15 protein-coding genes and 1 riboswitch are annotated in these 17651 nt (G+C 68.9%); of the genes, 8 read left to right on the top strand and 7 right to left on the bottom strand.

The features are described 5' to 3' along the window. Window position 1 precedes the first annotated feature (1 nt). Together surE and E0H45_RS24440 are read left to right on the top strand one after the other, a co-directional pair. Window positions 2-772, top strand: a complete 771-nt coding sequence (gene surE / locus E0H45_RS24445; RefSeq protein ID WP_131341352.1) for a 5'/3'-nucleotidase SurE — start codon at window positions 2-4, stop codon at window positions 770-772. Beyond that, a complete protein-coding gene (locus E0H45_RS24440; protein WP_131341349.1) occupies window positions 769-1644 on the top strand; it encodes an alpha/beta fold hydrolase in 876 nt (291 codons plus the stop codon). Before surE ends, E0H45_RS24440 begins: the two co-directional genes overlap by 4 nt. Here the strand turns inward: E0H45_RS24440 and E0H45_RS42565 are convergent. The 7 genes from E0H45_RS42565 to E0H45_RS24410 form a co-directional block, all read right to left on the bottom strand. Beyond that, window positions 1641-1778, bottom strand: a complete 138-nt coding sequence (locus E0H45_RS42565) for a hypothetical protein (protein ID WP_165546581.1) — start codon at window positions 1776-1778, stop codon at window positions 1641-1643. The genes E0H45_RS24440 and E0H45_RS42565 overlap by 4 nt on opposite strands. 22 nt (window positions 1779-1800) lie before the next feature. Further along, a complete protein-coding gene (locus E0H45_RS24435; protein WP_131341346.1) occupies window positions 1801-3909 on the bottom strand; it encodes an HNH endonuclease signature motif containing protein in 2109 nt (702 codons plus the stop codon). Between the two features lie 95 nt (window positions 3910-4004). Then, a complete protein-coding gene (locus tag E0H45_RS24430) occupies window positions 4005-4940 on the bottom strand; it encodes a dihydrodipicolinate synthase family protein (RefSeq protein WP_131341343.1) in 936 nt (311 codons plus the stop codon). Further along, complete coding sequence (locus E0H45_RS24425) at window positions 4937-5956, bottom strand: oligopeptide/dipeptide ABC transporter ATP-binding protein (RefSeq protein WP_131341341.1); 1020 nt, start codon at window positions 5954-5956, stop codon at window positions 4937-4939. The genes E0H45_RS24430 and E0H45_RS24425 overlap by 4 nt, the downstream gene beginning before the upstream one ends. Beyond that, window positions 5953-7908, bottom strand: a complete 1956-nt coding sequence (locus E0H45_RS24420; protein WP_131341338.1) for a dipeptide/oligopeptide/nickel ABC transporter permease/ATP-binding protein — start codon at window positions 7906-7908, stop codon at window positions 5953-5955. The genes E0H45_RS24425 and E0H45_RS24420 overlap by 4 nt, the downstream gene beginning before the upstream one ends. Next, the gene (locus E0H45_RS24415; RefSeq protein WP_131341335.1) at window positions 7908-8867 is read right to left on the bottom strand and encodes an ABC transporter permease; all 960 of its coding nucleotides are present in this window, start codon (window positions 8865-8867) and stop codon (window positions 7908-7910) included. The genes E0H45_RS24420 and E0H45_RS24415 overlap by 1 nt, the downstream gene beginning before the upstream one ends. A gap of 11 nt (window positions 8868-8878) precedes the next feature. Then, on the bottom strand, window positions 8879-10489 hold the full coding sequence (locus tag E0H45_RS24410; protein WP_238155236.1) for an ABC transporter substrate-binding protein: 1611 nt from the start codon (window positions 10487-10489) through the stop codon (window positions 8879-8881). A gap of 166 nt (window positions 10490-10655) precedes the next feature. Between E0H45_RS24410 and E0H45_RS24405 the strand changes: the two genes are divergently transcribed. The 6 genes from E0H45_RS24405 to E0H45_RS24380 all read left to right on the top strand — a co-directional run bounded on the left by E0H45_RS24405 (window position 10656) and on the right by E0H45_RS24380 (window position 17495). Next, window positions 10656-11360: a FadR/GntR family transcriptional regulator gene (locus E0H45_RS24405; RefSeq protein WP_202872499.1), complete on the top strand. Its 705-nt coding sequence runs from the start codon at window positions 10656-10658 to the stop codon at window positions 11358-11360. A gap of 11 nt (window positions 11361-11371) precedes the next feature. Further along, window positions 11372-11497, top strand: a riboswitch (cobalamin riboswitch). Between the two features lie 58 nt (window positions 11498-11555). Then, window positions 11556-13553 (top strand): putative cobaltochelatase, encoded by a 1998-nt coding sequence (locus E0H45_RS24400; protein ID WP_131341327.1) that lies wholly within the window; start codon window positions 11556-11558, stop codon window positions 13551-13553. A 1-nt stretch (window position 13554) separates the two neighbouring features. Next, window positions 13555-14169 (top strand): cob(I)yrinic acid a,c-diamide adenosyltransferase, encoded by a 615-nt coding sequence (cobO, locus tag E0H45_RS24395; protein WP_131341324.1) that lies wholly within the window; start codon window positions 13555-13557, stop codon window positions 14167-14169. 34 nt (window positions 14170-14203) lie between these two features. Next, entirely contained in the window at window positions 14204-15550 is a 1347-nt protein-coding gene (locus E0H45_RS24390; protein ID WP_131341321.1) for a cobyrinic acid a,c-diamide synthase CobB, read from the top strand. Continuing rightward, the gene (bluB, locus tag E0H45_RS24385; protein ID WP_131341318.1) at window positions 15547-16902 is read left to right on the top strand and encodes a 5,6-dimethylbenzimidazole synthase; all 1356 of its coding nucleotides are present in this window, start codon (window positions 15547-15549) and stop codon (window positions 16900-16902) included. Before E0H45_RS24390 ends, bluB begins: the two co-directional genes overlap by 4 nt. After that, window positions 16899-17495 carry an LURP-one-related family protein gene (locus E0H45_RS24380; RefSeq protein WP_238155235.1) on the top strand — a complete coding sequence of 199 codons (597 nt, stop codon included), beginning with the start codon at window positions 16899-16901 and terminating at the stop codon, window positions 17493-17495. Before bluB ends, E0H45_RS24380 begins: the two co-directional genes overlap by 4 nt. The last annotated feature ends 156 nt before the right edge of the window (window positions 17496-17651 follow it).

The raw sequence follows: 17651 nt of genomic DNA, 5'->3' as shown, positions 1-17651 counted from the left end.
TATGCCGCCTGAGCCGCGAAGGGTCCTGATCACCAACGACGACGGGTATCGCGCCCCGGGGATTCGGGCGCTCGCACCGGCGATCGCCAAGCTCGGGTACGATGTACTCGTGGTCGCTCCGATGATCGACGAGAGCGGTGTCGGCTCCGCACGGGCCGGGATGGTCGACCGGCCGATCCGGACCGCGTCCGACGTCGAGAACGGCGTGACGTTCATCGGGATCGAAGGCACCCCGGCACTCGCGGTGACGATGGCGCAGACCGGCGTGTTCGGCCCGCCGCCGGACCTGGTGCTGTCGGGGATCAACCGGGGGCTCAACATCGGGGTGTCCATCTTCCACTCGGGCACCGTCGCGGCGGCCCTGACGGCGGCCGAGACGGGTACGTCGGCGGTCGCCGTCAGCATCGACGCGGAGGCCCCCGGCCACTGGCCGACCGCGGCGAGGATCGCGGGCGACGCACTCGGGTGGATCGCCGGCGAGCCGGCCGGGACAGTGCTCACGATCAACGTGCCGGACCGCCCGCTGGACCAGCTGGCCGGCGTACGGCACGCATCGCTGGCCGTGAACCGGCTCACTCGTCTCGTCGCCACGACAGCTCCGACAGGCGAGCCGATGATCGTCGTGGAACGCAGTCCTCAGGCCGCCACGGTTCCGGGTACCGACGAGGCCCTGCTCGCCGACGGCTTCGTGACGGTCACGCCGATCGTCGGTATCCGCGAAGTCCGGGACGACGCCGCCGCCACGGCCCTCGCGAAGCGCCTCGTGCAATGAAGCTGTTCGTCGCTGAGTACGGCGCGGCGGACGCACCACCACTGTTGTTCATCCACGGTCACGGCGGCGGCTATCACTTCCAGCAGTGCCAGGCGGACCTGTTCGCCCGGGATCTTCGGCTGATCGCGCCCGACCAGCGTGGGGTCCTCCGGTCGCCGCTGCCGCCGGGCGAGCGCGTCGATCTGGACGTGCTGCTGGCCGACTTCGAGGAGTTGCGTGTCCAGCTGGGGATCGAGCGCTGGGCGATCCTCGGCCACTCGGCCGGCGGCAACTACGCGGTCGAGTACGCGATCCGGCATCCTTCGGCGGTCAGCGCGGTGATCTTCGACTGCCCCTGCTGGGACTTCGACGCCAACGATCGTCACCGGTTGCCGATCTTCGCGCGCCTGTACGACGAGCTTGGTGATGCCGACCGTGCCGCGCGATGCCGTGAGCTGGCCGTCGTGGACCGCCGACTCACGGCGGACGACAGGACCTACGAGCTGGCGTTCGGTCTCGGCGAGCGCTTCCAGGATCTGTCCTTCCACGATCCATCGCGCCGCTCGGAGTTCATGGGTCTCGGCGACGCAGCCGGCTTCACCGACGAGATGTGGGCCCGCGGCAACAGTCACATGGTGACGCTGCCTGAGCTGTACGCCTCGAAGCTCGATCGGTTGGCCCTGATACCGCAACCGAGCCTGTTGATCGAGGGCATCGACGATCTCGCGACGGACCCGATCTCGGTCGAGACCTACCGCAACACCGTTCCGACCGGCCGACTCGTCACCTTCACCCGCTCTGGCCACTTCCCACACTTCGAAGAGCCGAACCGGTACGCCGACCTGGTGCGCACCTTCGTCAACCAGCACTCCAACCCGGCGCGAGACCGCTAGGAAGCCGGCAGCTCACGACCGAGCAGCGACCGGGCAGCGACCGCGACCTCGACTGAGTACGTCGTGCGTCCACTGCACATCGCGCGGGGAGTTGCCAGCCGAGAGCTCTTCACCTGGACGGTGTCTGGAGACATCGGCGGCAGGACAAGCTGCCGATCAGAACGGTGGTGGGTCCTCCGACGGCTGTGCTGTCGACGACTGCCTGACCCGTGGCTGTGTTGTTGGCGGCGGTGTTGTTGGTGATCGTCTGGTCGGTGTTTGTTTTGTCGGTGGTTGGATCCTGGGTTGCTGATCGTTGTGGTGCTGATCGTTGTGGTGCTGGGTGATCGGGCCGCGGGCGGGTGGAACGGTTGTGTATCGGTGGCCGGTGGGGGCGGTGAGAGTAACGGAGCCGTCGTCGTGCGCGGTGCTCTTCCATCCCCACGCGGGGGTGTCCTTGATGACATGGTGGTACTCGCAGTACGGCACCAACCCGGACAGGCTGGTCCGCCGGCTCTGTGCGAACGGGGTCGCGTGGTCGCGGTCGCATTCGCGGGACATGCGATTGCAGCCGGGCCATGCGCAGACGGGGTGCCGGGCGAGGAGAGTTTCACTGACGACCGCGCCAGGGTCGTGGCGGGTGGTGGCGGCCTCGAGCACAGTCCCGTTGGTGGGGTCGGTGAGGAGCCGTCGCCAAGTGCCGCTGGTGGCGATGCGGCGGGCCATTTCGGCAGGGATGGGTCCGTAGCCGGTGAGTTCGCAGGGGTCGTCGTCCACGCCGAGCAGGGTGGTTATCGGTACGAGAATCTCGATGTGTGGTCGTCGGCGATGCTGGTCCGGTAGTCGGCGACCGAGCCAATCGACCCCGTTGTGCAGCATTTGCTCGAACACGTCCGCCACCACGTCAGCCCGTCGCTGCTCAACATTCCGCTCGTCCCTTGTCCGCTGACCTGATTCCATCTCGGCCGAGCCGCCGGAGAAATCCGGTCCGGACCGGACGGTCCCGGTGACATCGTCAGCACGAGCGGCGTTGGACTTGGACTTGGTCGTCCGAGCTCCGGAAGCCGCGTCGGTTTTCGCGCTGGTGTCGGCGTCGGTTGAGGCGCCGGAGTTGCCAGCGCGGCGATCAAGTTGCGGGCCGGCGATGCCGGTGTTGTCTGCGCTGCTGGCGCTGCTGGCGCTGCTGGCGCTGCTGGCGCTGCTGGCGCTGCTGGCGCTGCCCGCGGTGTCCTGCGCGGTGGTCGTGCTGCTGGAGTGCGAGGCCGGCGAACCGGTGCCTGCGTTGCTGGGCTCGCCGGCGGGGTGGCGGGCTGACGTGTCGCCGCCTGTCTGGTTGGGCTTGCTGGTCGGCGTCGTTCGCTTGGCGAGGTCGGCCATGGCTTGGATGACGATCCACATCTGCTGGATCTTGTCGGCGGTGTGCACGACCCACAGCCCGGCCATGCCGTCGGCGAGCGGGACGATCTTGCAGGTGCGTTCGGTGACGGCGGCACGATGGCGGTTGGCGGCGTCGTGGGTGGTGTGTTTGGCGACCTGGCGGCGCAGAGAGGCGTTCAGGTTGGCGTGGGTCTGGCCTGGGGCGCGGCGCAGCACGTGTGCCTCGACGGCTTGCGCGGCGGTGTCGGGGAGGGCTCGGGTGGCTTCAGAGATGGCGAGTGCCTTGGACCAGGTCAGGGCGCCGCAGCGTAGCGCGGTGTGGGTGGCCGGCAGGGTGCCGGTCAAGTGGAGTGCTGTGTCGATGTGCCGGGCGGCGGTGTTGGTGGACAGTCGTAGTGCGGCGCCGACTTCTGCGGCCCAGGAGCGTTCGGGGTCGATCGGCCGGCCGGAGGAGTCGACCTGGGTGGGGCGGGGGATGTCGGTGGCTTGGGCCTTGCGTTGCCGGGAGAACGAGGCCATCGCGGCGGTCTTGATGGCTGCGGCCCAGGCTTCCATCCGGGCCGCGGCCTTCATCGCCTCGATCAGTGCGATCGGTGACTCGCACTGTGGCCGCAGCTCCTCCAATGCTGCCGCCAGCTCGGCTCCGGGCGGCAGGAAGACCCACGTCGGTGCCTTCAGCCGCAGCATCTCTCGTTCGGCCTCGTCCTGCTCGACCCCGGCCCACAGCTCCCACTCCAGCCCATCCACGCGCGACATCGGCGGCAGGTCGTCGTACCAATCCTCTTCGCCTACATAGCGCGGAGGACGTGGATCACCAGGGTCAGGCAAGTCATCCGGCGGCACCAGCGCAGCCTCAATCCCGGCGAGTGCTTGCTCGCCGGGAAGCTGTTCGATCACCGCCGCCGACATGGATCTATATTAGAACACCTGTTCGATTCAAGCAAAATCGTGGATGCCTCCAGCGTTCCTGGCGCCGACGAGGCCCTCCTCGCTCCGCTGCCTGGTCAGAGGAGGCCGGCCGCTACCAAGTACTTCCCGACCTGGGCGATCTCGTCGGTGTCCAAGGGGATCTGGGGCGGCGCCATCACGCCGTACTTGATCACGCCACGCAGTTGCAGCGCTGCCTTGAAGGCCCCGAGGGCGGAGGAACTCATGCCCATCCGGACCGGGTCGCCGACCCCGATCAGTTCGAACAGCCGCACCAGCCGCTCCTGCTCGGCGCGCGCGTCCTCCCACTCGCCGGCCGCCGCATGGTCGAAGAGCTTGACGTAGCCGTGGGGGTCCACGTTGCCGAGCCCCGGGACCACTCCGTCGGCTCCCATCCACAGTGCGCTGTCGACGGTCAGTTCCGAGCCCGTGAGCACGCTGAAGTCGGTGATGTCACCACGGTCGCGCGCCCGCAGGATGACGTTGCGCAGACCACCCTCGTCACCGCTGGAATCCTTCAGGCCGGCCAGTACTCCGTCGGCCGCGAGCTGCAGCACCAAGTCGGCGCCGAGCTTGGAGTGCACCGCCACCGGCAGGTCGTAGGCGAACACCGGGAGCCCTGCGGCCGCCGCGACTCTCCGGAAGTGTTCGTCGATCTCCGCCGGATGGGTGCGGGTGTAGAAGGGCGCGGTGACGACGATGCCGTCCACGCCGGCCGCGACGGCCGTCCGGACGTGGTCGATCACCCGCAAGGTCGCCATGTCGATGACACCTGCCAGCACCGGCAACCGGCCTGCCACGTGGCCCACCACCGTGTCCAGCACCACCCGGCGATGTCCGTCCGGCAGGTACGCCACCTCGGAGGTGGAGCCGAGGACGAACAAGCCGCTCACGCCGCCGTCGATCAGGTGGTCGACCAGCCGGACCAGGGAGGCGGTGTCCACCTGGTGATCCGGCGTGAACGGCGTACAGACAGGTGGGATGACACCGGTCAGGCGGGCAGGCAAGGTCATGAACGCTCCAATGCTTGGGTGATCAGGTCATCGGTGGACTCTTGCGCGACCACGGGGTGATAGCAGCGGAACCGGTGCGCCGGCTCGGCGGCATCGGACTCGAACTCGGGCATCGCACCGGAGCAGCTGTCGTCGGCCTTCCAGCAGCGGGTCCGGAACGGGCAGCCGCTCGGCGGTCGAGTGGCCGACGGCACCGGCCCGGTCAGCGGGATCGGGTCGATCGGCGAGATCAGGCCGGGGGTCGCCGAGAACAGCGCGCGGGTGTAGGGATGCCGCGCCTGCCGGGCGATGCCGACGGCCGGTGCCTGCTCGACGATCCGGCCGAGGTACATGGTGACCACCCGGTCACTCATCCGGCGTACGGTCTGGATGTCGTGCGAGACGAACACCATGGCCAGGCCGAGGCGTTCCTTGAGGTCCAGCAGCAGGTTCAGGATCTGCGCCCGGACGGAGACGTCGAGAGCACTGGTCGGCTCGTCGGCGACCAGTAGCGCCGGCTCCAGGGCCAGCGCCCGGGCGATCGCGACGCGCTGCCGCTGGCCACCGGACAACTGGCCGGGCAGGGCGTCGGCGACGCTCCGGGGCAGACCCACCAGGCCCATCAGGTCCCGGACCCGTTCGTTGCGCTGGGCAACGGTTCCGCGACGGTGCACGTCGAGCGGATCACGCAGCACGCGATGAACGGGCAGCCGGCGGTTCAGGGCGGTCGACGGATCCTGGAAGATCATCCCGGTCCCGGTGCCGATGGCCTCGCGGCGTTCGGCCGGTGTCATCGACCAGATGTCCCGGCCCCGGAACGCGGCCGTACCCGCGGTCGGTCGCTGGACACCGACCAGGACCTTGGCCAACGTGGACTTCCCACAGCCGGACTCGCCGACCACGCCGACGGTCTCACCGGCGGCGACGGTCAGATCAGCCCCGGTCAGCGCATAGACCCGATCTTTGCTGAACAGGCCCCCGGACCTGGCTCGGTGGACGACGTGCACGTCCGACAGTTCGAGCACCGTCTCCGTCATCGCAGCGCCTCCTTCTCCAGCGGCTGGAGGACAACTGCCGGATGATGGCAAGCGACCAGGTGCTGCGAAAGCCGGCCGGACAGTTCGGGTGTTGTGCTGCGGCACAGATCGGTGACCATCGGGCACCGGTCGGCGAACCGGCAACCGGCGGGGAAGTCGGCCGGCGAGGGCACGACGCCGCGGATCTGGGTCAGCCGGGCCGCGCCGGACTCCAGCGACAGGACAGACCCGAGCAGGCCACGGGCGTAATGGTGCGCGGGCTCGCCGACCAGGTCGGCCGTGACACCGGTCTCGACGATCTGGCCGCCGTACATCACCACCACCCGGTCGGTGACGTCGGCCACCAGTGCCAGGTCGTGCGATACCAGGATCAGGGCGAAGCCGAGTTCGGCCCGCAGCCGCAGCAGCAGCTGGATCACCTGCGCCTGCACGGTGACGTCGAGGGCTGTGGTCGGCTCGTCGGCGACGATCAACTTCGGTTCCCGGGACAGCGCCATCGCGATCAGCACCCGCTGGCGCTGACCACCGGACAGTTCGTGCGGGTAGCTGGTCAGGGTCCGCTCGGGATCCAGTCCGACCAGTTCCAGCAGTTCTGCCGGAGTACGCCGTCCGCCGCGGCGGACCACCTGCTTCAACTGCGCTCTGATCGTCATCGCCGGGTTCAGTGAGGACAGCGCATCCTGGTAGATCATGGCCATGTCGTGACCGAGCAGCCGGCGCCGTTCGGCGCGAGGCAGACTCAGCAGGTTCTTGCCGTCGAACCGGATCCGGCCACTGATCCGGGCGCCCCGCGGCTCCAGCCCCATCACCGTGAGCGCGGTCAGCGACTTGCCACAGCCGGACTCGCCGACCAGTCCGAGCACCTCGCCCGGCCGTACGTCGAAGCTGATCCGGTCGACGACGTCGACCCCGTCGTGCCGGCCCTTGAAGCCGATCGCCAACTGCTGCACGGACAGCACGGGTTCACCGTCCGGCAACGGCCGCGCGCGTTCCCGCAGCCGCGTGGCCGCCAGGTCCAGACCGGGAAGCTCGACCAGCTCGCCAGAGCCCGGCTGTGCGGTCTCCAGCGCGTCCTTGTCCCGCTTCTTGGGGGTCGCCCGGCGTCCGCCCGGTGCCGCCCAGGCGTCGGAGACGGCCTCGGACAGGATGTTCAGCGACAGCACGGTGATCAGGATCAGCAGTCCCGGGAACACCGTCGCCCACCAGCCGCCCAGCAACACCATGTTCTTGCCGTCGGCAATCACCGAGCCCCAGGAAGGCTCCGGTGGCCGGACCCCGGCCCCGATGAAGGACAGCGACGCCTCGAAGACGATGGCGTCGGCAACCATCACCGTACAGAACACCAGCACCGGAGCGGCACAGTTGATCGCCACGTGCCGGAGCAGGATGTGCGGGGTCCGGGCGCCGATGATCCGCTCCGCGACCACATAGTCCTCGCCGTACTGCGCGAGGACGTTGGCGCGGACCACTCTGGCCACGGGCGGCGTGTAGAGGAAGGCGATCGCGATCACGAGAACCGGGATGGATCCACCGAACACCGCGACCAGTACGGCGGCGAGCGCGATCCCGGGGAACGCCATCACGACGTCGAGGATCCGCATCACGGTCTCGTCGACCGCCTTCCGGGTGGTGGCCGCGACAGCTCCGACGATCGCGCCCGCGGTCAGTGCGAGCGCGGTCGCGCCGAGGCCGATCAGCAGCGACCAGCGAGCGCCGTACACGAGCCGGGTGAAGATGTCCCGGTTCGCGCTGTCGAGCCCGAACCAGTGCGCCCCCGACGGCCCGCCGCCGGCGTCCTCCTGCGTCAGGATGTCGTACGGCGTCAGCAGCGGAGCAAAGATCGCGGCCAGGATCACCACCGCCAGGACCGCGACAGCGAGCCAGGCCGCAGGTGGCAGCCGCTTGAAGTTGATCCCGGGGCGGGAGAGCTGCCGGGCCAGTCGTGCGCGCATCAGACAGCGCTCCTCAGTCGCGGGTTGACCACCAGGTACAGCACGTCGACGACGAGGTTGACCACCACGAAGCCGACCGCGATCGTCAGTACGACGCCCTGCACCACCGCCGGGTCACCGTCGCGGACGGCGTTGATCATCAAGGTGCCCATCCCAGGAAGGGTGAAGATCTGCTCGATCACGACAGCCCCGCCGAGCAGATAGCCGATCCGCAGGCCGAGGACGGTGAGCGGGTTGATCAGTGCGTTCCGCAGGACGTTGCGTCCCACCACCACCACGGGCGGCAGGCCGCTGCCGATGGCGGTCCGGACATAGTCCTTGTCGAGTTCCTCGACGACCGACGTACGAATGATCCGGGTCAGTTGAGCGGCCACCGGCAATGACAGTGCCAGCGCCGGCAGCGTCATCGTCCGCAGCCAGGGGGCGATCCCGTCGGCCGGATTCACATAGCCGCTCGGCGGAAACCAGCCGCGGTCGACCGCGGCGTACTGGATCATCAGCAGCGCCAGCCAGAACGACGGCGCGGCCACGCCGATCAGCGAGACCAGACGGATCGCCTGGTCCGGCCAGCGGTCCCTGAAGATCGCGGCGGTGACACCGAGCAGCAAGGCCAGTACGAGTGCGATCAGCAGTCCCAGCAGCGTGAGCTGGAACGTCAGCGGCATCGCGGTCGTGACCGACTGCAGCACCGGCGCCTTCGTCAGCACACTGGTGCCCAGGTCGCCGTGCAGCAAGTCACCGACGAAGTGGAGGTAGCGCACCGGCAGTGGATCCAGCAGGCCGTTCTCCTGCCGGAACATGTGCAACTGCTCCTCGGTCGGGTTGGCACCCTGGAAGTACGCGACCGCGGGATCGTTGTTGGAGAACCGCATCACCAGGAAGACGAACGCGATCACGCCGAGCAGCAGCGGGACGAGCAACAGCAGCCGGCGAACCAGCATTCGGACGATGACGGCCACAGTCGGCTACCTCAGGCCCGCTTCGCCTGCAGCAGGTTGATCCCTGGATACGGCTGCGCCTTGATCCCGCTGAGCTTCTTCCCGTCCCAGGCGGTCATCAGCTCCGTGTGGACGACGGGATACAGCACCGCCTGCTCGGCGACCAGGTCGAGGTACTCGTGGGTCAGCTTGAGCCTGGTGTCCGCGTCGGTGGCCCGGACCGCCGCGTCCATCTTGGCGAAGATCTCCTTGGCGCCGGAGCTGTTCTCCCAGCGTGTGTACTTCATCCAGGACCCGCCCTGGGTGTAGTTGTAGCGCAGGATCAGGTCCGCGTCGGCGCCGAACTGGTTCGGGTTCGAGGCGGCCGCGACCACCTGGTAGTCGGCATGCTGGTCCATCTTGGTGAACACCGCGGCGGTGTCCTGCGGCTCCAGCGTGGTCTTCACGCCGATCGCGTTCCAGGACGCGGCGATGGTCGGCAGGCAGTCGACGATCCAGCTCACGTTCACCGCGAGCAGGTTGATCGACAGGTTCGTCACGCCGGCCTCGGCCAGCAGCGCCTTGGCCTTGGCCGGGTCGTAGCTGTAGACGGTCTTCGCCTTGGCGTAGGCGGGGTTCTCCTCGTTCAGGAACGAGGTGCTCGCCTTGCCGCGGCCCTTGAGTGCGACCTCGATCATCTTCTGGGTGTCGATCGCGGTGAACAGCGCCTGCCGGACCCGGACGTCGTCGAACGGCTTGGTCGCGGTGTTGAACATCAGGAACAGGTGGTTCATCCCCTTGCCGCCCTCGACCGTGAGGCCCGAGCTCTTCAGTTGCTCGATGTTGGCGTACGGGATGTTGTCGGACAGCTGTGCCTCGGCGCTGCCGCCGGAGATCTTCGCGACCCGGGCGGAGGAATCGACGATGCTCAGCCAGTTCATCTTCTTGAACGCCGCCGGGCGGGGGCCGTTGTAGTCCGCGAAGGCCTCGAAGGTGGTGTTCGACTTCGGCTGGTGCGAGACCTGCTTGTACGGTCCGGACCCGACCGCCTTGCCGTTCTTGGCCAGGTCCCAGGCGCCGGCCTGGGAGAAGACATGCTTGGGCATGATCTTGGCGATGGTCAGCCGGGGCGCGCCGTCGGGGAACGGGAAGTTCAGGACCAGCTCGACGGACTTCTCGTCGACCTTCTTGACCTCCTTCAGCCAAGCAGCGAAGAAGTTGTAGGTGAGCACCTTCAGTTTCGGGTCGAGGATCCGCTGGAAGGTGAAGACGACGTCGTCGGCGGTGACCGGCTGGCCGTCGTGCCACTTCGCCCCGTCCCGCAGGGTGAACTTCCAGGACGTGGCGTTCAGATCGGACGGCACCTCCGTGCCGAGTGCGGGGTACGGCTGCCGGGTGATCGGGTCGGTGTCGAGGAGGCCCTCGTAGACGTGCTGCATCGCCGCCATCGTGAAGGCGGACGCACTCAGGGTCGGGTCCCAGCTCTGGTTGTTCCCGTAGCCGATCACCGCGGTGACCAGACCGGTGTCTGCTGCGCCGCCGACGGCTCCGGTCGAGGCCGGGCCGCCGCTACAGGCCGACAATCCACCAGTGATCGTCGCGGCTGCGCCCAGCGCACCGGAGTACTTCAGGAACGAGCGGCGGTCGAACCCTGTTTGGTTCACGATGCCTCCAGCGGCAGGGAGTGTGGTGGAGCTTCACAAGAGGTAGGTTATAGGACGTACTACGTCCTACGTCCTATGAGCGCCGACCTTAGGAGTTCTGTCTCCGGTCGGTCAAGACCGGAGGAGACGCCGATGGCTGATCACCCACCGAGGGCAGGAGTGCGTCGTGGCAGTGACACGGCCGAAACGCAGTGACGAGCTGGCCAACGCGATCGCCGACCTGATCATCGAGCGCCGTCTGGAGCCCGGCGCCGCGCTGCCTCCGGAGAGCGTGCTGATGACCGACTTCAGCGTCAGCCGCAACTCGGTCCGGGAGTCGCTCAAAGCCTTGCAGGCGTTGGGGATCGTCGAGATCCGGCATGGCTACGGAACCTTCGTCGGCTCGGCCAGCTCGGCGGCGTTGCATCCCTGGCTGCTGTTCCGCACCCGATCCGGCGGCAGCACCGAGCGGCTGCGGGAACTGCTCGAGATCCGGGAGATCCTCGAGACCGAGCTGACCCGCCGGGCCGCCGGAACCGGCGACGGCGAGCTCCGGCAGAAGCTGTCCGGCTGCGTCGGGCGGATGCGGGTCGACGGGCCGGACGCGGCGACCGCCGACCGCGAGTTCCACGAACACATCTGCGACGCGGCCGGGGTCCCGCTGGCTCGGGAGCTGGTCGGCCTGTTCTGGGACGTCTACCGGGCCGTCGAGACCGACCTGGAGACCGTCGCCGAGTCACCCGGCGAAACCGCGGCGCGGCATCAACGCGTCGTCGACGCGATCGAATCCGGCGACGCGGATCGGGCCGAAGAGGCCGTCCACCTGCACTTCGGCGAGGTCCGTGCCCGCCTCGGCACCGGCCCGTACCGAAGCCGGCCGGCCGATCAGTAGCCGGGATGTGCCATGATCGGGCCGACGAGTGTGGAGGAACACCGGTGACCAGCGTGCTGGGAGTCCGGGGCGGTCCCGCCACTGTGACTGGGAGAGATCTCAGAAGCCAGGACATCTGCAGCCGTCCGCCGGTGCGCCGGCGTACCAGTGCCGTGGCGGGCGTGGACACCCGCTCGACGAAAGGGACCACCGCCGATGCGGGCTGCACCGTCGAACTCGTTTCCGTTCACCGCGATAGTCGGGATGGACGATCTCCAGCTCGCGCTGATCCTGGCGACGATCTCGCCGGCCATCGGCGGCGTGCTGATCCGCGGCGAGAAGGGTACGGCGAAGTCGACCGCCGTCCGCGCCCTCACCGAGATCCTGCCGCCCCTGGACGTCGTACCCGGTTGCCGCTTCTCCTGCGACCCTGACCGCCCGGACCCGACGTGCCCGGACGGCCCGCATGCCGTCACGGAAGGCGCCGAAGTGCGCGCCGCGCGGTTGGTGGAGTTGCCGGTGGGGGCGACCGAGGACCGGGTGCTCGGGTCGCTGCACCTGGAGAAGGCACTCGCGGAGGGCATCACGGCGTACGAGCCGGGCCTGCTCGCCGCGGCGCATCGCGGATTGCTGTACGTCGACGAGGTCAACCTGCTGCACGACCACCTGGTCGACGTGCTCCTCGACGCCGCCGCGATGGGGCGCGCGTCGGTCGAGCGGGACGGTGTTTCGGTGACCCACCCGGCGCGGTTCGTGCTCGTCGGCACGATGAACCCCGAGGAGGGCGAGCTCCGGCCGCAGCTCCTCGACCGGTTCGGGCTGACCGTCGACGTGGTCGCCAGTCGCGATCCCGCCGTACGGGTGGAGGTGATGCGCGCGCGGCTCACGTACGAGGCGGATCCGGAGAGCTTCGTCGCCAGGTACGACGGTGCGCAGCGGGAACTCGCCGAACGCATCGTCAAGGCGCGCGATCTGCTGACCGAGGTGATCCTGACCGACTCGGCGCTCCGCCAGATCGCGGAGATCTGCGCGTCGTTCGACGTCGACGGGATGCGCGCCGACCTGGTCACGGCCCGTACGGCGGTCGCCCACGCCGCCTGGTCCGGCCGCACCGTCGTCGAGGTCGACGATGTCCGGGCAGCTGCCAAGCTCGCCCTCCCACACCGCCGCCGTCGGAACCCCTTCGACGCTCCCGGCCTGGACGACCAGCAACTCGAAGAAGCAATCAACAACAGCACCCCACCCGAAGACCCCGACGACGACGGACCGGACGATCCAAGCGGTGGACCTGGTGGCGGAGCGGACAACTCTGCTTCTTCCGAGGGTGGTTCTTCCGAAAGCGAAGAGCAGTCCATTGGTCAGACGGCGGCCGGTCCGGCCCCGTGCGGTGACGTTGCTGGGAGTTCTGCGCCGTACAAGGCTCGGCTGTTGAGTGTTCAGGTGGCGGGGACCGGGGTTGCAGGGCGGCGGTCTCGGGCGATTACCGAGGTGGGGCGCGTTGTGGGGGATCGCGGCCGGGTCGGGCGCGAGGCGGGGCGGCCGCATCTGCTGGGGACGATGCGGAACGCAGCGCCGTACCAGAAGGTTCGCGGGCGGAGCGGTCCCGGGCTGGTGGTGCGGGCGGACGACGTGCGGCTCGCGGTGCGGGAAGGGCGGGAGGGGAACCTCGTGCTGTTCTGCGTCGACGCCTCAGGTTCGATGGGGACGAAGAAGCGGATGGGTGAGGTGAAGACCGCGATCGTCTCGCTCCTCCTCGACGCGTACCAGCGCCGCGACACGGTCGGTCTCGTCACGTTCGCCGGCGCCGCCGCGACAGTCGCCCTGCCGCCGACGGGCAGCGTCGAGACCGCCGTACGACGGCTCGAATCGCTCCCGACCGGCGGACGTACGCCGCTCGCCGAAGGGTTGCTCCAAGCGGCCGAGGTACTGCGGATCGCCGCGATCCGCGACCCGCGCCGGCGCCCGCTCCTCGTCCTCGTGACCGACGGCCGCGCCACCCACGGCGACAACGCGTTCGCCCGCGCTCGCCAGGCCGCTGGATGGCTCGCGCAGCGCGGGACCGCGACGGTCGTGGTGGACTGCGAGCCGCGCCGCGGTGTCCGTCTCGGACTCTCCTCGGAGCTTGCCGCCGACCTCGGAGCGGAGTACCTCGACCTCGGAGACGTTGCCGCCGGCAACCTCGTGCGTACGGTCATTGAGCGGAAGGCGGCCTGAGATGCCGAAGGGACAGCCGGTCGCCGTACCGGAGGACGGCCTGACCACCCGCCAGCGTCGCAACCGTCCGCTGCTGATGGTGCACACCGGTGAGATGAAGGGGAAGTCGACGGCGGCGTTCGGGATGGCGCTGCGGGCCTGGAACCAGGGCTGGAACCTCGGGGTCTTCCAGTTCGTGAAGAGTGCGAAGTGGAAGGTCGGCGAGGAGAGCGCGTTCAAGGCCCTCGGTCGGCTGCACGAATCGACCGGTGAGGGCGGGCCGGTCGAGTGGCACAAGATGGGTGAGGGCTGGAGCTGGTCCCGCAAGGCCGGCACCGAGGAGGACCACGCCGCCGACGCGGTCGAGGGCTGGCGGGAGATCCAGCGCCGGCTGGCGGCCGAGACCCATGACCTGTACGTGCTCGACGAGTTCACGTATCCGATGAAGTGGGGCTGGGTGGACGTGGACGAGGTCGTCGACACGCTCGTCAACCGACCCGGTCATCAGTACGTCGTGATCACCGGACGCGACGCTCATCCGAAGCTCCTCGAGGCCGCCGACCTCGCCACGCAGATGACGAAGCTCAAGCACCCGATGGACGCCGGCCAGAAGGGCCAGAAGGGCATCGAGTGGTAGCGCCGGCCGGCCCGCGCGGGATGGGGGAGTGTTGATGATCCCGCGGGTGGTGGTTGCGGCGCCGTCCTCCGGAGCGGGTAAGACCACCGTCGCCGTCGGGCTGATGGCGGCGTTGCGGCGGGCCGGGCAGGTGGTGGCCGGGTTCAAGGTGGGGCCGGACTACATCGATCCCGGGTTCCACGCGGTCGCGACCGGGCGACCGGGCCGGAACCTCGATCCGATGCTGTCGGGGGAGGAACTGGTCGGGCCGCTGTTCGCACACGGTTCCGCCGGTGCGGACCTGGCCGTGGTCGAGGGCGTGATGGGGCTGTACGACGGTGCGCTCGGGACGGAAGGTTTCTCCTCCACGGCCCACGTCGCGAAGCTGCTGAAGGCGCCTGTGGTGCTCGTCGTCGACGCGTCGGCGGCCGGCCGGAGCGTCGGCGCCGTCGTCCAAGGTTTCGTTGCCTTCGACACCGAGATCCGCATTGTTGGGGTGATCCTGAACAAGGTGGGTTCGGACCGGCACGAGGCGGAAGTACGAGCCGGGGTCGCGCCGACCGGCGTACCGGTCCTCGGCGTCCTCCGCCGCGACACGCGCCTGACGGTCCCCAGCCGCCACCTCGGCCTGATCCCCGCCAACGAACAACACACGCAAGCCGAACAGGCCGTAGACGCCGCCGCAGAACTGGTCCGCCAAGGCGTAGACCTGCAAGCAGTAATCACCGCCGCCCACTCCGCTCCACCCCACGAAGCCACCCCCTGGACCCCCGAGTCACTGCAGTCGAGTGCAGATGTGGGAGCGCGGCCGGTGGTGGCTGTTGCGGCGGGGCCGGTGTTTTCGTTCCATTACACCGAGACGACCGAGCTACTCACCGCCGCCGGTGCGGACGTGGTCACCTTCGACCCACTCGTCGATCCGTTGCCTGAGGCAACCGCAGCGCTCTACCTCGGCGGCGGCTTCCCCGAACTGCACGCCGAGGCGCTCTCCGCGAACGTGGAGCTGCGCAAACAAGTGGCCGCCGCGATCGCCGACGGTCTCCCGGTGATCGCCGAATGCGCCGGCCTGCTCTACCTCTGCCGCGAGCTCGACGGTCACCCGATGACCGGCGTACTCCCCGCGACCGCCCGCATGACCAGCCGCCTCACCCTCGGCTACCGTACGGCGATCGCCGCGACCAGCACCGCGTTCTTCGACGAAGGACGCCGGGTGCGCGGCCACGAGTTCCACCGCACCACGATCGACCTCGAGGCCGACGTACAACCGGCCTGGCATCTCCCCGGCGGCGTCGAAGGAATCACCCTGCCGCACGTCCACGCGTCGTACCTGCACCTGCACTGGACCGCCACCCCCGACGTCCCGGCCCGCCTGGTAGCCGCTGCCCGCGAGCGTGCCCGGTGAACCTGATCGTCGGCGTCGGACTCCGCACCGGTACGCCGTACGCCGAACTGCAGGACCTCGTGACGACAGCCCTGCACGAACTCGCGGGTGAGGTCCAACTGGTCGTCACGATCGACGGCAAGGAAAACGAGCCCGCGGTGCAACAGTTGGTCGCACAGCTAGGCGCAGAGCTACGCACCTTCTCGAACGACGAACTAGCCAACCAGCCGGTGCCGACCCCGAGCGAACAGGTCGAGCAACTCAAAGGAACCCCGAGCGTCGCCGAAGCAGCCGTCCTCGCAACCGGCGCAGAACTCCTCATCCCGAAACGGCAAACCTCCAACGCCACAGTCGCGATCGGTGTGTGGCGGGCGGCCGGGTACGACGTGCGGGATCGCGAGGTCGTGCAGCGGGTGATCGCCGAGCGGCGCGACGTACGGCGGGGGTTCCTGGACCTGCCGGTCGACGACGCGACGCTCGGACGGGTGCTGGAGGCGGCGCATCGGGCGCCGAGTGTCGGGCTGAGCCAGCCGTGGGACTTCCTGGTGATCCGCGACCTCGCGACCCGCCGCAAGGTGCACGATCTCGCGACCGTGCAACGGGACAGGTTCGCCGCATCCCTCCCGGAGGACCGGCGGGCCGCGTTCGACGGGCTGAAGATCGAGGCGATCCTCGACACCCCGCTGAATCTCGCGGTGACCTGCGACCCCGGCCGCGGCGGCCGGCACGTCCTCGGCCGGCACGCGGATCCGCGGACAACCATGTTCTCGGCGGCGATCGCGATCCAGAACCTCTGGCTCGCCGCCCGCGCCGAGGGCCTCGGCGTCGGCTGGGTCTCGTTCTTCGAACCAGATGAGGTCGCCGCCGTCCTCGACCTGCCGGCGCACATCGAACTGGTCGGCTACCTCTGCGTCGGGTACGTCGACGAGTTCGCCGCGGCGCCCGAACTGGTGCGTTCCGGATGGGCCAAGCGGCGCCCGCTGTCGTGGGCGATCCACCACGAGGAATGGGGCCGCCGCGACACGTCGATCGTCGACGACGCCCTGCAGGCCGCGCAGAACGCCGTACCCGCGACTGGTCAGCGAGTCCACGTGATCGTCGGCGGCGACGCGAGCCAACTTCACCAGGCCGATGCGCTGGTCGTCGATCTCGGCGCAGACCGGCCGCCCGCCGATTTCGGGGTGTTGTGGCGACCGGCGCGCACGCCTGCCGAGGCGGTCGAGTTCGGCGTCGAGATCGCCCGCGACCTCGCGCTGCAGGGCGTCGGCCACCTCGTCGTACGGCTGGCTGACAGCTCGGAGCGTGCCGAGGCGCTCGCGCGCGGTCTGCAGGTCGGTACGTCGGCCTGCGGTCTGACACACTCCTCCGCATGACTGCACCTATGTACGTCCCGGCGTTCTCGATGAAGCAGCGCGTGACGTTGATGGCGAACAAGTACGAGCTGATCGTCACCAACCCGGACGGGACCGACGGTGCGCTGCTCGCGTTCGCGCAGCAGAAGCGGATGGCGTTCAAGGAGCAGGTGACGTTCTACAGCGACGACACCAAGACCCAGCCGGTGTTCTCGTTCAAGGCCCGCAAGACCATCGACCTCGGGTCTGGCTACGACGTGTACGACGCCGAGGGGCAGGCGATCGGCTGGTTCAAGAAGGAGTTCGGCAAGAGCCTGCTCCGGTCCAGCTGGCAGCTCAGCGCGCCGGGCGTCGAGGCGGACGGCACCGAGCGGAACCAGACGATCGCGATCGTCCGGCGGGTCTGGGACTTCGTGCCGTTCATCGGCGAGATCCCGCTGCCGTTCATCTTCCACTTCGACTTCACCGACCGGTCCGGCGGGCAGCCGGTGCTGTCGGTGGAGCGGAAGATGTCGGTCCGGGACCGCTACCGGATCACCGTCCAGGACGAGCGCCTCGACTTCCGCGTCGCCGCCGCGATGACCGTCGCCCTGGACGCGCTGCAGTCACGCTGAGTCCCCGGCGTACGACCACGGTAGTACGCCGGGCTCACTCTTTCGGGTGAACCTACCCTGAGTGGGCTTGGTTCCGGTCCGGCCCGGTGCGAGGCTGTATCCATGGGCGTAGCACAGCGCAGTCGACGGTGGTTGGTTCCGGTTACGGCAGTCGCG

This window comes from Kribbella soli, from assembly GCF_004331345.1.
Classification (GTDB): Bacteria; Actinomycetota; Actinomycetes; order Propionibacteriales; family Kribbellaceae; genus Kribbella; species Kribbella soli.
This window is presented reverse-complemented; position numbering and strand designations above follow the sequence as displayed.

Coding starts and splice junctions, on each gene's coding strand:
- E0H45_RS24440 (WP_131341349.1), top strand. CDS start 769: ATGAAGCTGTTCGTCGCTGAGTACGGCGCGGCGGACGCACCACCACTG.
- E0H45_RS24430 (WP_131341343.1), bottom strand. CDS start 4,940: ATGACCTTGCCTGCCCGCCTGACCGGTGTCATCCCACCTGTCTGTACG.
- E0H45_RS24380 (WP_238155235.1), top strand. CDS start 16,899: ATGACTGCACCTATGTACGTCCCGGCGTTCTCGATGAAGCAGCGCGTG.
- E0H45_RS24435 (WP_131341346.1), bottom strand. CDS start 3,909: ATGTCGGCGGCGGTGATCGAACAGCTTCCCGGCGAGCAAGCACTCGCC.
- surE (WP_131341352.1), top strand. CDS start 2: ATGCCGCCTGAGCCGCGAAGGGTCCTGATCACCAACGACGACGGGTAT.
- E0H45_RS24425 (WP_131341341.1), bottom strand. CDS start 5,956: ATGACGGAGACGGTGCTCGAACTGTCGGACGTGCACGTCGTCCACCGA.
- cobO (WP_131341324.1), top strand. CDS start 13,555: ATGCCGAAGGGACAGCCGGTCGCCGTACCGGAGGACGGCCTGACCACC.
- E0H45_RS42565 (WP_165546581.1), bottom strand. CDS start 1,778: ATGTCTCCAGACACCGTCCAGGTGAAGAGCTCTCGGCTGGCAACTCCC.
- E0H45_RS24390 (WP_131341321.1), top strand. CDS start 14,204: ATGATCCCGCGGGTGGTGGTTGCGGCGCCGTCCTCCGGAGCGGGTAAG.
- E0H45_RS24400 (WP_131341327.1), top strand. CDS start 11,556: ATGCGGGCTGCACCGTCGAACTCGTTTCCGTTCACCGCGATAGTCGGG.
- E0H45_RS24420 (WP_131341338.1), bottom strand. CDS start 7,908: ATGCGCGCACGACTGGCCCGGCAGCTCTCCCGCCCCGGGATCAACTTC.